General features: G+C 28.4%; 18 protein-coding genes. 3 read left to right on the top strand and 15 right to left on the bottom strand.

Annotated elements, in window-relative coordinates; genetic code table 11:
- Positions 1 to 75: 75 nt before the first annotated feature.
- A complete protein-coding gene (locus ABUA17_RS08155; RefSeq protein WP_042395339.1) occupies positions 76 to 825 on the top strand; it encodes a 3'-5' exonuclease in 750 nt (249 codons plus the stop codon).
- Positions 826 to 870: 45 nt separating this feature from the next.
- Positions 871 to 1,794, top strand: coding sequence for an NERD domain-containing protein (locus tag ABUA17_RS08150; RefSeq protein ID WP_042395337.1), 924 nt, complete (start codon positions 871 to 873; stop codon positions 1,792 to 1,794).
- Positions 1,795 to 1,883: 89 nt separating this feature from the next.
- Here ABUA17_RS08150 and ABUA17_RS08145 read toward each other — a convergent pair whose 3' ends face one another.
- From ABUA17_RS08145 to ABUA17_RS08135, 3 genes are all read right to left on the bottom strand, one after another.
- The gene (locus ABUA17_RS08145; protein ID WP_156327405.1) at positions 1,884 to 2,036 is read right to left on the bottom strand and encodes a hypothetical protein; all 153 of its coding nucleotides are present in this window, start codon (positions 2,034 to 2,036) and stop codon (positions 1,884 to 1,886) included.
- Positions 2,037 to 2,055: 19 nt separating this feature from the next.
- Positions 2,056 to 3,834: a M3 family oligoendopeptidase gene (locus ABUA17_RS08140; RefSeq protein ID WP_195949021.1), complete on the bottom strand. Its 1,779-nt coding sequence runs from the start codon at positions 3,832 to 3,834 to the stop codon at positions 2,056 to 2,058.
- Between the two features lie 195 nt (positions 3,835 to 4,029).
- Positions 4,030 to 4,740, bottom strand: a complete 711-nt coding sequence (locus ABUA17_RS08135) for a DUF2238 domain-containing protein (RefSeq protein ID WP_055291443.1) — start codon at positions 4,738 to 4,740, stop codon at positions 4,030 to 4,032.
- Between the two features lie 587 nt (positions 4,741 to 5,327).
- On the opposite strand from ABUA17_RS08135, the gene asnA reads away from it, so the two are divergent.
- Positions 5,328 to 6,353 (top strand): aspartate--ammonia ligase, encoded by a 1,026-nt coding sequence (gene asnA, locus ABUA17_RS08130; protein ID WP_055291444.1) that lies wholly within the window; start codon positions 5,328 to 5,330, stop codon positions 6,351 to 6,353.
- Between the two features lie 223 nt (positions 6,354 to 6,576).
- Here asnA and mnmA read toward each other — a convergent pair whose 3' ends face one another.
- The 12 genes from mnmA to ABUA17_RS08070 all read right to left on the bottom strand — a co-directional run bounded on the left by mnmA (position 6,577) and on the right by ABUA17_RS08070 (position 18,485).
- Positions 6,577 to 7,662 carry a tRNA 2-thiouridine(34) synthase MnmA gene (mnmA, locus tag ABUA17_RS08125; protein WP_042395326.1) on the bottom strand — a complete coding sequence of 362 codons (1,086 nt, stop codon included), beginning with the start codon at positions 7,660 to 7,662 and terminating at the stop codon, positions 6,577 to 6,579.
- Positions 7,663 to 7,682: 20 nt separating this feature from the next.
- Complete coding sequence (gene nifU, locus ABUA17_RS08120) at positions 7,683 to 8,126, bottom strand: Fe-S cluster assembly scaffold protein NifU (RefSeq protein ID WP_042395324.1); 444 nt, start codon at positions 8,124 to 8,126, stop codon at positions 7,683 to 7,685.
- Positions 8,127 to 8,128: 2 nt separating this feature from the next.
- Positions 8,129 to 9,313, bottom strand: coding sequence for a cysteine desulfurase NifS (nifS, locus tag ABUA17_RS08115; RefSeq protein WP_042395320.1), 1,185 nt, complete (start codon positions 9,311 to 9,313; stop codon positions 8,129 to 8,131).
- Positions 9,313 to 9,765 carry an RrF2 family transcriptional regulator gene (locus tag ABUA17_RS08110; RefSeq protein WP_042395317.1) on the bottom strand — a complete coding sequence of 151 codons (453 nt, stop codon included), beginning with the start codon at positions 9,763 to 9,765 and terminating at the stop codon, positions 9,313 to 9,315. Before ABUA17_RS08110 ends, nifS begins: the two co-directional genes overlap by 1 nt.
- 199 nt (positions 9,766 to 9,964) lie before the next feature.
- On the bottom strand, positions 9,965 to 11,242 hold the full coding sequence (locus tag ABUA17_RS08105) for an L-cysteine desulfidase family protein (RefSeq protein WP_042395312.1): 1,278 nt from the start codon (positions 11,240 to 11,242) through the stop codon (positions 9,965 to 9,967).
- A gap of 29 nt (positions 11,243 to 11,271) precedes the next feature.
- A complete protein-coding gene (locus tag ABUA17_RS08100; RefSeq protein WP_042395310.1) occupies positions 11,272 to 12,537 on the bottom strand; it encodes a replication-associated recombination protein A in 1,266 nt (421 codons plus the stop codon).
- A 170-nt stretch (positions 12,538 to 12,707) separates the two neighbouring features.
- Entirely contained in the window at positions 12,708 to 13,673 is a 966-nt protein-coding gene (locus tag ABUA17_RS08095) for a CAP domain-containing protein (RefSeq protein ID WP_195951306.1), read from the bottom strand.
- Between the two features lie 273 nt (positions 13,674 to 13,946).
- Positions 13,947 to 14,438, bottom strand: a complete 492-nt coding sequence (locus ABUA17_RS08090; protein WP_195951305.1) for a hypothetical protein — start codon at positions 14,436 to 14,438, stop codon at positions 13,947 to 13,949.
- Positions 14,439 to 14,889: 451 nt separating this feature from the next.
- On the bottom strand, positions 14,890 to 15,861 hold the full coding sequence (gene asrC, locus ABUA17_RS08085; protein ID WP_042395305.1) for a sulfite reductase subunit C: 972 nt from the start codon (positions 15,859 to 15,861) through the stop codon (positions 14,890 to 14,892).
- Between the two features lie 13 nt (positions 15,862 to 15,874).
- The gene (gene asrB, locus ABUA17_RS08080; protein ID WP_042395302.1) at positions 15,875 to 16,669 is read right to left on the bottom strand and encodes an anaerobic sulfite reductase subunit AsrB; all 795 of its coding nucleotides are present in this window, start codon (positions 16,667 to 16,669) and stop codon (positions 15,875 to 15,877) included.
- Positions 16,662 to 17,678 carry an anaerobic sulfite reductase subunit AsrA gene (gene asrA / locus ABUA17_RS08075; protein WP_042395299.1) on the bottom strand — a complete coding sequence of 339 codons (1,017 nt, stop codon included), beginning with the start codon at positions 17,676 to 17,678 and terminating at the stop codon, positions 16,662 to 16,664. Before asrA ends, asrB begins: the two co-directional genes overlap by 8 nt.
- Positions 17,679 to 17,798: 120 nt before the next feature.
- Positions 17,799 to 18,485 (bottom strand): Crp/Fnr family transcriptional regulator, encoded by a 687-nt coding sequence (locus ABUA17_RS08070; protein ID WP_207743350.1) that lies wholly within the window; start codon positions 18,483 to 18,485, stop codon positions 17,799 to 17,801.
- Between the last annotated feature and the right edge of the window lie 237 nt (positions 18,486 to 18,722).

Raw genomic sequence — 18,722 nt, 5'->3', positions numbered from 1 at the left:
ATTATTTATGTTTTAATATATGTAATAGAAGTTATGTAAATGACTAAAAAATAAAAATTTTATCGTAGGTGTAAAATGAACTATATAATTTTTGATTTAGAATTTAATCAACAACATCCTGAAGATGTAGTAATAGATGCTCCTAAACCATCTTTACTATTTGAAATAATTCAAATTGGAGCAATAAAATTAAATAAAAATTTTGAAACCATAGGAACATTTAATTCCTTAATTAAACCTAATATTCATAAAAGGCTTCATCCTTATGTTGAAGAATTAACAAAAATAAATATTAATGATTTAAATGCTTCTTATAACTTTATTGATGTTTTTAAACAATTCATTGATTTTATTGGAAAAGATAAGAGTACTTTAGTTGTATGGGGTGATTCTGATATTACAGAATTAATAAAGAATATGGGATTTTATAATATTCCCACTACCTTTATTCCTGAAAAATATATTGATATTCAGCACTATGCAACTAAACTGCTTAATGTTCCTAAAGGTCAAAAAATTGGCTTAAAAAAAGCTGTTGAAGCATTAGAAATACCTATTGATGGTGATTTCCATGATGCATTTTTTGATGCACATTATACTGCAGAAGTATTTAAAAAAATATATAATAAGCAATTATTATCTAAGCCAATTAATAAAGCCAATACTAAGCGACCTAAAGTAAAAAAAGAAAAACTTGATTCAAATGCACTAATCAATGAATTTGAAAAGAAATATAACAGAAAAATGTCAAAAGAAGAAATTGAAATGATACGTTTAGCATATTTTATGGGTAAAACTAAACAATTTATAATTAAAGATGAATAATTTTCCATAAAAGTAGATATTCTAATACTAAAGGAGGCTACGTAAATGTTGCTTGTTTTAGGAGATATTATTTTATTTACTTTTAGAATTATATTTACTCTTTTGAAATTTATAATAAAAGCCATTGTAAAAACACTAACTTTTATATTAACTAAACCTTTTTTAAGGTTTCCATTTTTACTTTTTACTATTGGCTTTTTTCTTCATATAAAATTTAATACATTAGCAACTATATACTTTTTATATTTAGTAAATATATGCGCTATTAAATTCAAGATATACGAAAAAATATATATAGATTTAAGTTATTTATTTGATACTATATTTAATTCATATAAAGTTTCGCACAATTTAAGAGCTTTAAAAAATGATAGTATTATTTTAAATAATATTCACTTAGAAAATAATGATGAAGATAGTTGCTTAATTGATGATCTTGTAATAACAAATAGTGGAGTTTTTGCAATTAAAACATTAACTTATCCTTATACAGATTTCACCAAAAACAAATATTCTAATGAAATTGCATTTGATAATGAAGATTTAAATGATGATACTATACTTGATAATAATGTACTTAATAAAATATACGATGAATGTACCAATTGTTATAACATACTACAAGACATTTTGTCTTCTGATATTCCTATAACCAATATAATTGCTCTTCCTCAAAAAAGCCTTGTTATTAAACAAAATGAAGTACTTGATACACCAATAGTAACCGCAGAGGATTTACCTTATTTTATTAAAAATAAAATAAATAAAGATAGTACTTATTCTCCTCTAAAAATTAAGGAAACTGTACTTCAAAATAAATCTTGGAGCTTTGATATATTATTAGATAAACTCCTAAGCTTTCTTAATCATAGTAAATTTATAATTTTATTTATATCATTGTTCATTATTACTTATTATATTTATATAACATTTGTAACTTATATATTTTTTAAATTTGTTTCATTATAAATTAAATTATTTTTTCTAAACTATTGTCCTTTATAAACAAATAAGAGTAATAAACTAATATTATAGTTTATTACTCTTATTCTTATAAATTAGCCTAACATTTCATACTCTTCCATATGTGCTTGCTTTACTATTTTATTATATACTTCTTTAATATCATCAGCATTCTTATCAAATGCTATCCCCTCTACTAGTGCATCTAAAACAACAATAATTTCATCTTTGCTTAAATTTATATCCATTGTAATTCACCTCTTTAACTTAATGTTTTTTACTCATTTTAATAAACTCTTCTATATCCTCTTCAATAGTCTTTAAAGAATTCTTCCAGAACTCTTTATCATGAATATCAATTCCTACTTCTTTAGTTATATCTGCTATTTTATTTTTACCTGTAATTGACAAAAGTTTTTCATATTCACTTACAAAATCTTCACCTTTTTTAAGGTATTCAGCATATAATCCCTTTGCAAATAAAAGTCCAAATGCATATGGGAAGTTATAGTAATTATAATTTGCATCATAATAATGAGGTTTCCAAGCCCACATATATGGATGTAAAAACTTTTCGTCTAATCCATCTCCATAAGCTTCTTTCTGCGCTTCTATCATAAGTCCCTTTATTTGTTCAACTGTTAATGCACTTTCTTTTCTAGCTTCAAATACTGACTTTTCAAATAAAAATCTTGAATAAATATCTACAATAACTTGTGTACAATCACAAATTTCTGTTTCTAATATAGCTAAAGCTTCTTTATGTTTAACATCTTTAATTGCAGCTTTTTTTATTATAGTTTCACAAAATGTTGATGCTGTTTCTGCTATTGGCATAGGATAATCTGAATTTAATATAGATTCATTTTTTAGACACTCACCATGGAATCCGTGTCCAAGTTCATGAGCCATAGTAACAACATCACCAAAACTTCCCCCAAAGTTTAATAAGATTCTGCTTTCACCTAAAGTATGAATTCCTTGACAAAAAGCTCCTCCTACTTTTCCTTCTCTTGGCTCTACATCTATCCAATTATTATCAATAGCCTTTTGTGCGAAATCTGCTAAATCATCACTAAAAGTTCTAAAATTCTTGACTATAAATTTACTAGCTTCATCATAAGTAAAATTCATATTGGCATTATTAATTGGAGCATATAAATCGTAAAATGGTAATCCATTTTTATGCCCTAATATTTCTGCTTTTCTTCTTAAGTACTTTCTAAATACAGGTAAACTTTCTTTCATTGCTTCAATCATTGCATTTAATGACTCTTCATCCATTCTTGAATTTAAAAGTGTTTCTTCTAATGGAGATTCATATCCTCTTAATTCACAAACAGTTAATACTTCACCCTTTATTCCATTAAGAGCAGCAGCCACTCCCTCTTCAACTTTCTTATATGACTTTATTTCTGCTTCATAAGCTTTTTTTCTAACTTTTTCATTTTTATCATAAGCCATATTTAAAACAACTGTTAATGGGTATTCTTTTACTTTACCACCTTCTGTCATTTCAACAGTTAATGATGAAATTAAATTATCTTTTAATTTACTCCATGCATTTGATCCTGTATTTCTCATATTTGCAATTATATTTTCTTCTTTTTCACTTAATAAATATTTACTATCTTCAACTATACTCTTTAATAAAAATGCATGTTCTTTTAATAATGATGATTTCTCAATTATAGAGTCAATATCCTCTATTTCACTTATATACCTTTCAATTTTAGTAGAACCTTTAACTAAATAAGTTAACTTCTTTTCAAAGATATCTGAATTTTTAAGTGCTTCTGTATCTTTTGTATTTACACTAATACTTAGTTCAATAAATTGCCCTAACTTACTAATCAGTTCCTCTAATTTTATATATTTATTTAAATATTCTTCTAACTTTTCTAATACATTTTCATAATCCTTAACTGCTTCTTCAATCCAATTGTTTATTTCATTTATTTCTTCAGTTAGGCTATTCATATCATTTTTAAATTCAACACTCTCAAATGATTCATATAGCTCTTTTAAACTCCAATTTAATCCCACTTTATAACCTCCAAATTTTATTTAAATTATTTATATTAATTATATACTTATGCTGAAAATTTTTCCAACAAAATATTATATTCTCCTCTTTATAATTAAAAATATTTACATTTAGTTACTAAAAATTTTATTTTTTAATAATAAAAAAAGTAAAATGAATTTTAATATTATAATTCATTTTACTTTTTATATTTATTATTTTCTTGTACTTCTTACTTGAAGTTTTTCAATCCAGCCTTTGTTATACCTTAATGAAATATAACCAATAACACTCATTATAAATGCTCCAACTGCATCTACAAATAAATCTACCATTGTATCCGTTAATGCAGCTCTTCCTATTAATTGAGTACCATTTTCCAAGGCGAATTTTTGCATATTAAGCCCTAAAATTCCATCAAAGGTAAATTCATAAAACTCCCAAATAACACCTAATGTTACTGCAAAACAAAATGAAAATAACGCAACAAAAAGAGGACTTAAAACTATTGGTACCTTTTCTGTCTTATTCAATAAAGTAACAATTGAAAATCCTAAAGCTCCAATCATTGCTCCACTAAAAGTATGTAATATATTATCCCAATTTGGAACATTATAATAAAAACTTCTAACTTCACCTAAATATATTGCTGCATATAAGAATATTGTATATAAAATCAACATATAAGATGGGATTGCTATTTTAAATTTATTTTCTAACATCCCTGGTAATAACATTGCTACTATACCTAAAATACATTGAGATAACATCAATGCATAATCACTTTTTAAACGCACAAAAGATTCAGTTGAATCTGCAACTGTTGGTGCATCATTTATCTCAAAAATTAAGAATATAGTAGTCGAAATTAAAGTAATTAACACAAAGTAGCTTAATAACTTTTGCCAATTAATTTTTTTCTTCATTTTTCATCTCCCCATAAAAATTTATATTTAAAATAATTTATTATTTCAACTATTTATTCTATATTATATTATGTAAAAAGTAAAATAATATGTCCCTATTTTCAATAATAGTAATTAATAGCTTACACATATTTTACATTTTATTCATTTTTACTCTTTACATCTTATTAACTTTAGTATATTATAATATTAATTTAAATTTGAAACACATAATCAGCATTGAAGGAAAGAGTAATTTTAATGATATCTTTAAGCGAGTAAGGGATGGTGTAAGCCTTATAAGATTAGTTTTAATGAAAAACATTCCTGAGCTTCTAACCGAACAATTGAGATTGAAAAGGAAACACCTTTTCCTTACGTCAAAGATGTAAGTTCGATTTGCCAAATTAAAATTTGGAATCTCACTTATCTCACTTAAGTAGACTTAGACGGGGCCTTACCGTTAAAAAAGGACAGTCTTAAATTATTATTAATTTAGCACTGATTAAGAGGCTTGATGCAAATTAGGTGGTACCGCGGAAGTAACCTTTCGTCCTATTTATTTAGGATGGAAGGTTTTTTTATATTATTTTTAGGAGGTTATTAACATGACAAAAGAATTAAAATCAAAGGTATTTATACCACAAAACTACAAATCAAACTTATCATTAATTGAAACTGAAATAGCAATAAAGAAAGTCAAGGATTTTTTTGAAAGCAAACTTGCCGCAACTTTAAACCTAACAAGAGTTTCTGCTCCACTATTCCTTGAAAATGGTTCAGGTTTAAATGATAACTTAAATGGAATAGAAAGACCTGTAAGCTTTGATATGCTTGCTATTAAAGATAGTAACTTAGAAATAGTTCATTCACTTGCCAAATGGAAAAGATTTGCGCTTCACAGATATAAATTTCAACCTGGATCTGGTTTATATACTGATATGAATGCAATTAGACGAGATGAAGAATTAGATAATCTACACTCTATTTATGTAGATCAATGGGATTGGGAAAAGGTAATTACAAAAGAAGAAAGAACTACTGATACTTTAAAAAGCACAGTAAGAAAGATATTTTCTGTTTTTAAAGCTACTGAAGATTTTGTATCTACACAATATCCTTCAATCGAAAAAATTCTACCACAAGATATCACTTTTGTAACGGCACAAGAATTAGAAGATATGTATCCTGAACTTACAGCTAAAGAAAGAGAAAATGCAATTTGCAAAAAACATAAGGCAGTATTTATTCAAGGAATTGGTGATACATTAAAATCTGGTGAAAAGCATGATGGAAGAAGTCCTGACTATGATGACTGGAGCTTAAATGGAGATATTTTATTCTATGATCCATTATTTGATTCAGCAATTGAATTATCTTCTATGGGCATAAGAGTTGATAAAGAAGCCTTAGATTATCAATTAAAGAAAGCTAACTGTGAAGATAGACGTGAACTTCCATTCCACAAAGCATTATTTGAAGATAAACTACCACTTACTATGGGCGGAGGAATTGGACAATCAAGAATTTGTATGTTCTTCTTAAGAAAAGCACATATAGGAGAAGTTCAAGCTTCTATTTGGGATAACTATACTCACGAAAAATGTGAAGAAGCTGGCATAGAGCTACTTTAGTTTAGTTGATAGTTATTAGTTACTAGTTAATAATTAATATAGAAACTCCTTTTGGAGTTTCTATATTATATATTTTTAGAAATTTAGCATAAGCTGAATTCATTCCTTAAATTTTAACTATTAACTCTTAACTAACTTTACTCTTAGCTTTTAATTAAATAAAAGTCATAGCAAATGAACCATTATCATATAATTATAAGTTCAAATGCTACGACCTTTTATTTTATATTATTCCGGCAATAATTCCTCCACCAACAACTTTGTTTCCTTGATAGAAAACAACTGATTGACCTTTTGTTATTGCTCTTTGTTTTTCTTTAAAACTTACTTTAACTTTACCATCTCTTAAAGGTGAAATAACTGCTTCAGCTGGTTTTCCTGAATATCTAACCTTTGCTTCAACTGTTATTGGTTCTTCAAGCTTATCAAATGGAATAAAGTTAACATCCTTAGCAACTAAGTCAGTCTTAAATATATCCTCTTCTGGACCTAATACTACTTCATTAGTTCTAGGATTAATATCTGTTACAAATACAGGTCTTCCAAGAGCTATTCCAAGTCCTTTTCTTTGACCTATAGTATAGTAAACTATCCCTTTATGTTGCCCTAATATATTTCCGTTTTTATCAACAAAGTTTCCTGGTACAACTTCTAGCGGTCTAGCTTCACTTATGTATCTACCATGATTATTATCTGGTATAAAGCAAATTTCTTCACTATCTTTCTTATTATATACTGATAATCCAATTTCTTTAGCAATTTCTCTTATTCTATCCTTAGTATATTCACCACAAGGCATAAGAGTATGTGCTAATTGTTCTTGAGTAAAGTTATATAATGCATATGTTTGGTCTTTTCTATCATCATCTGAACGAATTAAAAGATATCTTCCATTTTCATCTTGCTCAATTTTAGCATAGTGACCTGTTGCAACATAATCCGCACCTATACCTTGAGCTTTTCTTAATAGCTCATCAAATTTTAAATGTTTATTACATGCTATACATGGATTTGGTGTTTTTCCATCTATGTATTCTTGAACAAAATAATCAATAACTTTTTCTTTAAAGCTATCTCTAAAGTTCATTACATAAAAAGGAATACCAATCTTATTTGCAACTCTTCTTGCATCATCTACAGCTGAAAGTGAACAACACCCACCTTCTCTTTCTGTATAATCTTTATCTTCTTGCCATATTTGCATTGTAACACCAATTACATCATAGCCTTGTTCTTTTAAAAGGTAAGCAGCAACGGAGCTATCAACTCCGCCACTCATACCTATAACTACTTTTTTCTTCTTTTCCATCAAATCACACCTTAAGTTTTTTATTCGTGTCCGTGTACTGCATCATGTAATTCATCATGATCTGTTTCTTCGAATTCCCATCCTTCAGTGCTTAAACCAGCATTTTTTCTGTAGTCATTAATTGCTTTGTGTATAGCTTCTTCAGCTAATACTGAACAGTGCATTTTTACTGGTGGAAGTCCATCTAAAGCTTCAGCAACTGCTTTATTTGATAATTCCCAAGCTTCTTCTAAAGTCTTTCCTTTAATCATTTCTGTAGCCATTGAAGATGAAGCTATAGCTGATCCACATCCAAAAGTTTGGAATTTAACATCTTTAATAATGTTATCTTCTACCTTTAAGTAAACTCTCATTATATCTCCGCATTTAGCATTTCCAACTTCTCCAATACCATTTGCGTCTTCAATTTCTCCTACATTTCTTGGATTTCTAAAATGGTCCATAACTTTATCTGTATATATCATAATTATTTTTCTCCCTTCTTAACAAAATCACTCCATAATGGTGACATATTTCTAATTCTTTGAATAATTCCAGGTAATACCTCTAAAACATAATCAACATCTTCTTCTGTTGATCCATCACCTAATGTTAATCTTAATGATCCATGAGCTAATTCATGTGGTAATCCTATTGCTAAAAGTACATGTGATGGGTCTAATGATCCTGATGTACAAGCACTACCACTTGATGCACATATTCCTTCAAAATCTAAAGATAATAAAATTGATTCACCTTCTATATACGTAAATCTTACATTTACATTACCAGGTAATCTCTTATCACCTCTTGGTCCATTTAAATATGAATATGGAACTCTTTCTAATATTCCATCTATAAGTTTATCTCTAAGCACTGTAAGTCTTTCCATATGAGCTTCAATATCATTTGTAGCTAACTCTATAGCTTTACCTAATCCAACAACTGAAGCTATATTTTCTGTACCTGCTCTTCTAGCTCTTTCTTGACCTCCACCATGGATTAAGTTGTCTATTCTTACACCTTTTCTTATGTATAAAGCACCTATTCCTTTAGGTCCATAAATCTTATGTCCTGCTAAAGATAAAAGGTCTATATTCATTTCTTTTACATCAACTGGAACATTTCCAACTGCTTGAACTGCATCTGTATGGAATAGAACTTTTCTTTCTCTACAAATTGCACCAATTTCTTTTATTGGTTGAATAGTTCCAATTTCATTATTTGCAAACATAATTGATACTAAAATAGTTTTATCAGTTATTGCATTTTTTAATTCTTCTAAATCAATAAATCCTTCTTCATTAACATCTAAATAAGTTACTTCAAAACCATTCTTTTCTAGATATTCACAAGTATGAAGAACTGCATGATGTTCTATCTTAGTAGTTATTATATGATTTCCTTTTTTTCTATGTGCTGATGCAATACCTTTAATTGCCCAGTTATCTGACTCAGATCCACCCCCTGTGAAGTAAACCTCATTCATATCACAATTTAAAGCTTTAGCAACTTGACCTCTAGCTTTATCAATTGCCATCTTAGTTTCTCTTGATATTCCATAAAAAGATGATGGATTACCAAACTTTTCTGTAAAATACGGCATCATTTCTTCTAAAACTTCTGGCTTTACATAAGTAGTAGCCGCATAGTCCATATATACTGTTTTCATTATTGCTCACTCCTCTTTAATGTTAATGCTTCATTCTTTTCTTTAATTTTATTGTAGTCATCTACTATATCTTGTAACGTTATGCCTTCCATAACTTCATCTATACTATTTTTAATTTTTGTCCATAAAAGTCTAGTTGCGCAGCAATCTATATTATCACATGATACCCCTTCAATACAATCAGCAATTTCTATTGGGCCCTCAAGGACGTACATTATATCAGATACTTTTATATCTTTAGGTTCTCTACCTAAAACATATCCACCTTGAGCCCCCCTTATACTATTAATAAGTTTTGCTCTTCTTAGCGGTGAAAATAATTGCTCTAAATAATACTCAGATATTCCTTGCCTTTGCGAAATAGTTTTTATTGATAGGGGAGAACTTCCATAATGGATTGCTAATTCAACCATGGCTTTTACTCCATATCTTCCTTTAGTTGATAGTTTCATTTTCTCACCCCTTATTCAGACTTTTTTGCTCTGCTTTATGTTTATATCATACTAACTTACTCTGTTTTTGTCAACCCTGAAATACACATACTTTCAGAATTAACTTCAAATTTTTTATGTAAACTTTTTTAATGAGTTTTATTCATTACATCATTTATTTTATTTAAATATTTTTAACTTTTTATATTATTAAAATTCATTATACTTCAAGCATTATTTCTAGTATTTCTTTATCAGTTTCTTTCATTCCCTCTTTACCTAATCTACCTACTGCAGTTATTGTTTTTTCAATATTTTCCTTCAATATACCCGTATTAGCACTATAACATTGATCTTCCATAGCAAGATAATGCCCCATCATACTAGCATCAACACTGGTAGCTATTTTAGCTGCACAAGATGCCTTTGCTCCATCACAAACTATTCCTGAAATATTCGCTAATGTATTTGTAACCGTCTTATTTATTTGATCTAATGTACCACCTTCTAAATATGTAATTGCAGCTCCACTAGCACATCCTGCACTTACAGCCCCACAAAAGGCAGAAAGTCTTCCTATACCTGTTTTTTGATGTATAGTCATTAGATTAGAGAATACTAACCCTCTATATAATAACTCTTCAGACAATCCCTTTTCTTTTGCATATATTATTACTGGAATTGAAGTTGCCATACCTTGATTTCCACTTCCTGAGTTAGTCATAACAGGTAATGAACTACCACTCATTCTTGCTTCTGAAGCAGCTGCAGCATAAACTTTTAGCTTAGTAACAATTGAGTTTGGATAGCATTTCATAAGCATTTTACCTATACCTACTCCATATTCTCCTTTTAATCCTTCTTCTGCTATTGATATGTTATACTCTATTTGTTTATCTAACAATTCTTTTATATCTTTAATATCAACAGTATTTGCAAATTCATATATATCATTAACATTTAAAATACTTCTATCAATAAATACACCTAAATATTTACTTGGATCCTCATTACCTTCGAATAATATCTCCCCATTTTTTATTACCTTAGATATATTATTATGTGCATATTTTATTTCAACTATGGCGCTATCATTTTCACTATATACTTCCATTACTATATGTAACTGAATATCTGTATCTAATCTTTCAACAAAGCAATAATCTTCATTCATAAGTTTATTAGCTTCATTTATATGCTCTTCTCCTACTTCACTAATAACTTGCAATTCTTTACTTGAATCACCAGCTAAAACTCCAATTATTGAACTAGCCTTAATTCCTACTAAATCTCCTGTATTAGGAACAGTTACACACATTGCATTTTTTATTATATTACCGCTACATTTTGCCACAACCTTATCTGGCATTTTCCCTAATACTTCTCTAGCCTTTGCAGCTGCATATGCTATGGCAATAGGTTCAGTACATCCCATTGCTGGTACTAGTTCTTCTTTTAAAATTTGTAAATAATCATTATACTTCTCTTGTTTCATCATCTGTTTCCCCATTTTATTATATTATTATTTTACTTTTTAATTTTATCCCAATAATCTTTTGTAGCTCTTTCAAACTTATTATCTCCATACTCATAATAAGTTCTATTTTTCAAGTTATTAGGTAAATATTGTTGTGTTACATAATGATTAGGATAGCTATGTGGATATTTATATTCAATTCCTCTTCCCATTTTACACGCTCCACTATAATGAGCATCCTTTAAATGAGTAGGTATATCCCCTATAGACATATTTTCTAAATCATTTAATGCTGCATCTATTGCTAAATATGCTGAATTAGATTTTGGACTTGTTGCTAAAAGGATAGTTGCCTCTGCAAGTGGAATTCTTGCTTCTGGAAATCCTAATTCCCTAGCAGAATCAACTAGTGACTTTACAATTAAACTTGCCTGTGGATAAGCAAGACCTATATCCTCCGCTGCAATTACTTGTAATCTTCTACAAATAGAAATCAAATCACCAGCCTTAATAAGTCTAGCTAAATAATGAATAGCAGCGTCAGCATCACTACCACGAATTGATTTTTGAAAGGCACTTAGTATATCATAATGTGCATCACCATCATTATCATAAGCAATTACCTTACTTTGAGTTGAATCCTTAACAACATTTAAATCAATTACTACAATTTTATCACTATTAGGCCTAGTTGAATTTAATGCAATTTCTAATCCATTAATAGCCTTTCTTACATCGCCATTACAATAAGATGCTAAATAATTTATAGCTTCATCTTTAACATCTAATTTTATTTCATTATATCCTTTACTTTTAATATCTATAGCTCTATTAAGCGCTTTCTTTATATCATCCTCTTCTACTGGTTTGAACTCAAATATAGTTGATCTTGAAAGTAAAGCCTTAAAAATATAAAAATATGGATTTTCTGTAGTTGATGCAATTAAAGTTATTCTTCCATCTTCAATATATTCTAAAAGTGATTGTTGCTGCTTTTTATTAAAGTTTTGAATCTCGTCTAAATAAAGAACCACACCATTAACGCCTAAAAAAGTATCTAACTCTTTTGTTATTTCCTGAATATCTTTTAATGAAGCATTTGTAGCATTAAGCTTATAAAATCTTTTTCCTGCCTTTTCTGCAATAATATTCGCTACTGTGGTCTTTCCTACTCCTGGTGGCCCATAAAATATCATATTTGAAATTCTACCACTCTTTACTATTCTATCTAAAATTTTATTTTCTCCTAATATATGTTGTTGACCACAAACTTCACTTAATTGTGTAGGCCTAATTAAATCTGCTAATGGTTTCATTTTTTCACCTCAAATATTTCTTCATCATATTATATAAAATCTACAGCCTTTTTTACAACTCTTTCAATCATTATTAAAGTATAGCATAAAATTCGTTTAAATATAAAAAAAATGAGAGATTGCAATTTTTATTTACAATCTCTCATTTCAATATTTATTTAACTATTTAATTATCTATAAAATTCTTGAGTAGCATATACTTTATTACCTATTTTATATACTCCAACTCCTATACTTGAGAAGTTAGTTGATAATATATTTTCTCTATGACCTGATGAGTTCATCCAGTTTGTCATAAATCTTTCTGCTAAAGCATCTGCGCTTATATTACCGCCAATATAGGCTATATTTTCTCCCCATGCCTTATATGATACGCCGTCTTTTTTCATTTGAGTTGTTATAAGATTTCCATTTAAATCTTCATGACTAAAGTAATTATTATCTCCCATATCTTGCGATTTAATTCTAGCGTATTTTTGCATTACTGTATTATATGTTAATGTTGGAACTCCTGCTTTTGTTCTTTCTTCATTTACTTTATTATATATAGCTGTTTCTACAGCTGCCATAAAGTTTTCATCCGCATTAGTTACATTATTTTCTGTAGAGTTATCCGGTGTTTCGTCAACTACTGGTGTATTTGGAACACTTGGTGTTTCATCTACTGTTGGTGTATCCGGAACACTTGGTGTTTCATCCACTACCGGTGTATCTGGAACACTTGGCGTTTCATCCACTGTTGGTGTATCTGGTGTACTTGGTGTTTCATCAACAGTTGGTGGAACTATTGTATCCTCTGGTGTTTCAGTATTGTTACTTGGTGGAACTATACTATCGTTATTATTATTGTTATTGTTTCCTCCATTATTAGGCTTGTCTACTGTTCCTCCAATAATTATACTTCCACATGAACTATTCGACCACCATATTTTTTTGAATATTACTCCTTGTAATAAGCCACCTGAAATACTACATTTATTATTTTCACTTGAATTTGTTTCTGAAGAACTTACTTTATTAATTGTTATTAAATTTGTTTTTCCTTGAGAACATTCTTTTACAGCTGCAAAAGTTGGTGTAACCGCACCCCCTAGCACTGTTAATGTAACTATACTGGCAATTAGTTTTTTCTTCATCTGTACCACTCCTTTTTATTTTTTCGAACAACTTAATATTGTCCAATATCTTATTAGTTCAAAGTACTTTTTACTTTCACTAAAGCCGCCAGATACAGTTATATCATATTTTTATCACAGAACTAACAGTAGATTCCTTCTTTACATACCAATAATGACTAATCTAAATTTCACATTCCTTAATAACCATAAAAATACCAATAAAATTTCTGCATATTTTCTGACTTTATAACAATTTGGTAATTTTATACTTACAATAAATTACCACGTATATTATTCATTTTTTCGGAAATTTACATTTTCATTTTCAGCTATTTCTAAACTTTCATACTCCTTAACACTCTTAATTACATAATTTCCTTTTTCCTTTTTAAGAACAACCTCTACTGGAACATTATTTCCCTCTACTGAATCATATCCTTCCTCTACCCCATCACTTTCTAAAGTTGTCCCTTGTGCCTCCATATTTAAAACCATACAAAGCTTATATTCTCCATCTTCCTTTGTTACCCCCTTAACTTCACTTTCATATTTAGTAAATTCAACTTTTCCAATAAGGTAACTGTAAAAAACTTCGTAATTGCATTCATTAAATGTGTCTTCATCAATATAATTACTTACTTCATCATCATATGAATTTTCATATGACAGCACTTTATCTACAATTTCTTTCATTTCATTAATATCTTTAGATGATATATTACTACTACACCCAACTACACTTATAGAAAATAACATTAATATAAATACCACTATTTTTTTCATCTCTTCCTTACCACCTTTACAAACTTTATTTATACATTCTTATGTAACCTTCCCCAAAGATATGAATTTTACATTGTGAAAATTAAGTGAAGCTCTAAATTTTAATTTAGTTAGCTGAACTTACTCCTCTGAATGATAATGAGGAGCGAGTCTCCCTTAAAAGCTCTAAATTTTAATTTAGTTAGCTGAACTTACTCCTCTGAATGATAATGAAGAGCGAGTTTCCATTAAAAATAAAATTCTTAAATACTATTTGTCATACTTTTTTTAAAAGTAATTTACCCAAGTGATAACCACTTTATAAACTTTATCAAATTATCCGAAATTAATTATATAAATTAAAGATGAAATTCAACTTATTCCTCAAAATATAATATTTAATTTTCCGTTATTACTCCATATAAGTAAATTATCGCATAAAAAAAGAGCACATCAGTGCTCTTTTTAGTCATTATATATTAGGGTATTTGATACCACTCCAATATACATTATTTATCATTATAGCTTTATCTGATAATGTAACTCCATCTAAAGCCCATTTCTTAAACTCTTCAAATCCAGTTCTATCTACAATATATCCAATATGCTCTTTACCACCTGGTGCATTTTTATCAATATATTGTTCAACATATTTATAAGTATTAACTATTATTTTAATTATACTTTCTTCATCAGCCCAAATTAAGAAGTCTTCAGCAAGTCTTGGATTCTTCTTACCTGTTCTACCCATAATGGCAAGTCTATAGTATTTTTCTTTACTTCTAGTCCATGCTCCTGTTGGACAGTTAATTACACATTCACCACATCCGATACATTTGCTATGATCTCTAACTGGCGTATAGTTTTCAGCATGTAATGCTGCTGTTGATTTCTTAGTACAAGCTCTAACACATGCACCACAAGATATACATTTACTTTCATCTAATTGTGGTTCAGTCATCCCAATAATACCGAAGTCATGCATTCTAACCTTCATACAATCGTTAGGACATCCTGTTAAAGCAACCTTAAAGTGTAAGTCATTTGGGAATATTGCTTTTTCTATTTTCTTAGCAAAGTTAGTTGTATTGTAATTAGCAAATGGACATACATTATTTCCTATACATGCACTTACATTTCTTGTACCAGCAGATGTATACCCTTTACCTGGTACTAATTGATTAATTTCTAATCCTTCAATGATTGGTTGAAGTAATTCATTAACCTTATCCATGTTTTTCATATCGATTCCTGGAACTTCAAATCCTTGTCTAGTAGTTAAATGAACTGTTCCATTACCATATGTTTCAGCAATTTCTTGAATTAAACCTAAATATTTAGCATTTAAGTGTCCACCTGGAACTCTTATTCTTGATGCTGTAAGACCTCTATGTTTTGTAACTCTAAAGGCATTCTTTTTTAGCTTTTTAGTATTGATATCCATTAATTACTTCCTCCTAATCAATTAAAGATTTTCCTACTGTATAGTTAAATACTGGTCCATCTAAACAAATATAAGTATCATCTATTTTACAGTGTCCACATTTACCTATTCCACAGCACATTTTTCTTTCTTGAGAAATCCAGATATTTTCTTCCTTTATTCCAAGCTTTAAGAATTCTAAAACAGTAAACTTCATCATCATTGGAGGTCCAACAACAACTACTTGTACATTATCCATATCTTTTATTTCTAATTCAGGAATATATTTAGTAACTAATCCTACTTTACCTTCATAACCTTCTTTAGCAGTATCAACTGTTAAAATAAGATTCATAGTCTTTTCCCATTCTTTCATGTCTTCTTTAAATAAAACATCTTCTGGTGACTTAAATCCTGTAATTAATGTCATGCTTGTACAATCATTTGTATTTTTAGAGAAGTATTCTACTATTCCTCTTACTGGTGAAAGACCTGTTCCTCCAGCAACTACTATTACTTCTTTGTTTTTATAGTTTTCTATATCAAAACCATTTCCATAAGGTCCTCTTAAGAATAACTTATCTCCTACATAGTTTTTAAATATTTCATTAGTAACTTTACCAACTCTTCTTATTGTTAAGTCAACATATCCTTCACCAATTCCACTTACAGATATTGGTGCTTCACCATACTTTGGAAGAGATACTTCAAAGAATTGACCTGGTTTAACATCTCCGTTAAAAGCCATTCTAAAAGTATATTCTATTGGAGTATGTTCAATTACTTCTAAAATTTCTGATCTAAATGGTATGTATTCATTCTTAGTCATTATTCTTCACCTCGTTCATAGCATCTTCTAACTTATTAATGATTGTAGAGAAACTGATGTATTCTGGACATATATCATCACATCTACCACATCCAACACACATATGATATCCCCACTTTTTCTTGTAGTCATATACTTTATGAAGAGTTTTAAATCTCATCTTTTGACCTTTTTCTTTTCTAAAGCTATGTCCACCAGCCATATCTGTATATCCATCCACATGACATGATGCCCATACTCTTCTTCTTTCACCAGCATTTTTATTATCTTTATAAGTTATATCTTGCATAGTGAAGCATGTACATGTTGGACAGACAAAGTTACATCTACCACAAGTTATACATCTTTCATTATATTCATTCCACATTGTAGATTTCATAACTTCTAAACCTAAATTTTCTGGAATATTAACTTTAACTGGATTTTCTGTAACGAAATCAGGAGTAACTTCCTTTTCTTCTTTTTCTACATAATCTAAAATAGCTGCAATTTCCTCATCCTTAACATCTAAGTACACATCTTGTCCATCAACCTTGATATAAGCATTGTATTCATCAGTTTTATTAGATCCCATGCTTACACAGAAACAATTTTCAAAACTGTTTTCACAACCAATTAAGATAAACTTTGCATTTTCTCTCATCTTTTTATAGTAGATATCTTCAAAGCCATTTCTTAAGTATATATCATCTATTCTCTTTACAGAATGAATTTCACAACTTCTTAAGAATACTAACGCTGGTCTCTCATCTACTTCTGCTTCTTTACATTCATCATCATTAAAGAAGAATAAGGTTTGTCTTGTAGGTAAAATTGTTTCTTTATATGAATAACTTGATTTTTTATCAAATTCAATTTCTTCTATTGTAGAAACTTCTCCATATCTTACTCTATCAGTATCAGAAAAAGTTCCTGCACCTTCAAAAACTTTTGGAGCATAGATTCTATATGTTTTCTTTAACTCTTTTAAAGCTAAATTCATATTTTCTAAGTTAAGTTTATATCCCATGTAAAACACCTCTTAGCTTATTTTTTCTTTTTCTTGTTAATACATTAACAAGTCGATGTTTAAATTATATTTTTTTTACAAAAAAAAAGATGTGACATTTATCACATCATTTAAATTTTCTTAATTATCTTTGAAGAATCTAACTAATTTTTCTCTATCAGGAACTATAATTCTTTTATTTTTATTTATGATTAAACCTTCATTATTTAAAATTTTTAAAGCTCTTGAAATTGTTTCCCTTGGGGCCCCAAACATATCAGCTAAATATGTAATCGTTATGTTTAAATCAATCAATGTACCCTCTTCTATTTCTATTCCATAATCTCTCGATAATTTCCATAACTTTGCTGCAACTCTCTTTTCAACCTTTATAGGAATTGAATTTTTTCCTTGTCTATATAATCTTCTTACTTTCATTGCTAATGAATTAATTATTATTTTAGAAAGTTCAAAATCCTCTTTCATAATATCTAAAAATTTTATTCTATCAAAACATAAGATTTCTGCTTTTTCAAAAGCTTCACAATTAATAGAAGCTGGTAAATCATCAATTATTACTTCATTAATTACTGTATCTTTACCTAAAATAAAAATAACTTTTTTTTGTGCTGATTCACTTTGTTTATATAATGCAACCTTGCCACTTTTAACTATATAAATACTCTTTATTATTTCCTTATCTCTAAAAAGATGCTCCCCTTTTTTTAATTGCCTTACAAAACAAATTTCATTTAACTTATGTATTGTATTATTATTTATATGAGAGAATAATGAAATTTCATTTAATTTTAAACTATTCTTACTCAAACTTTTATCTCCTCGTATTATTATTGTGAATATTATATCACAACTTTTATAAAAAGCATTTTTAAATTCAATAGAATATTTCTATATATAAATATATATTTATATTAATTTTAATATAAACACTCCTATTATCATATAAATTATGTAATTATATGAATCTTTTAACTTTAAAATTACCATATATAGTATTATAAATTTTATCGCTCAAATTTCTAAGTTAAATCAAATATGTAAATT

The sequence above is a fragment of the Clostridium sp. RTP31139st1_H3_RTP31139_211217 genome (assembly GCF_040227035.1).
Classification (GTDB): Bacteria; Bacillota; Clostridia; order Clostridiales; family Clostridiaceae; genus Clostridium; species Clostridium saudiense.
This window is presented reverse-complemented; position numbering and strand designations above follow the sequence as displayed.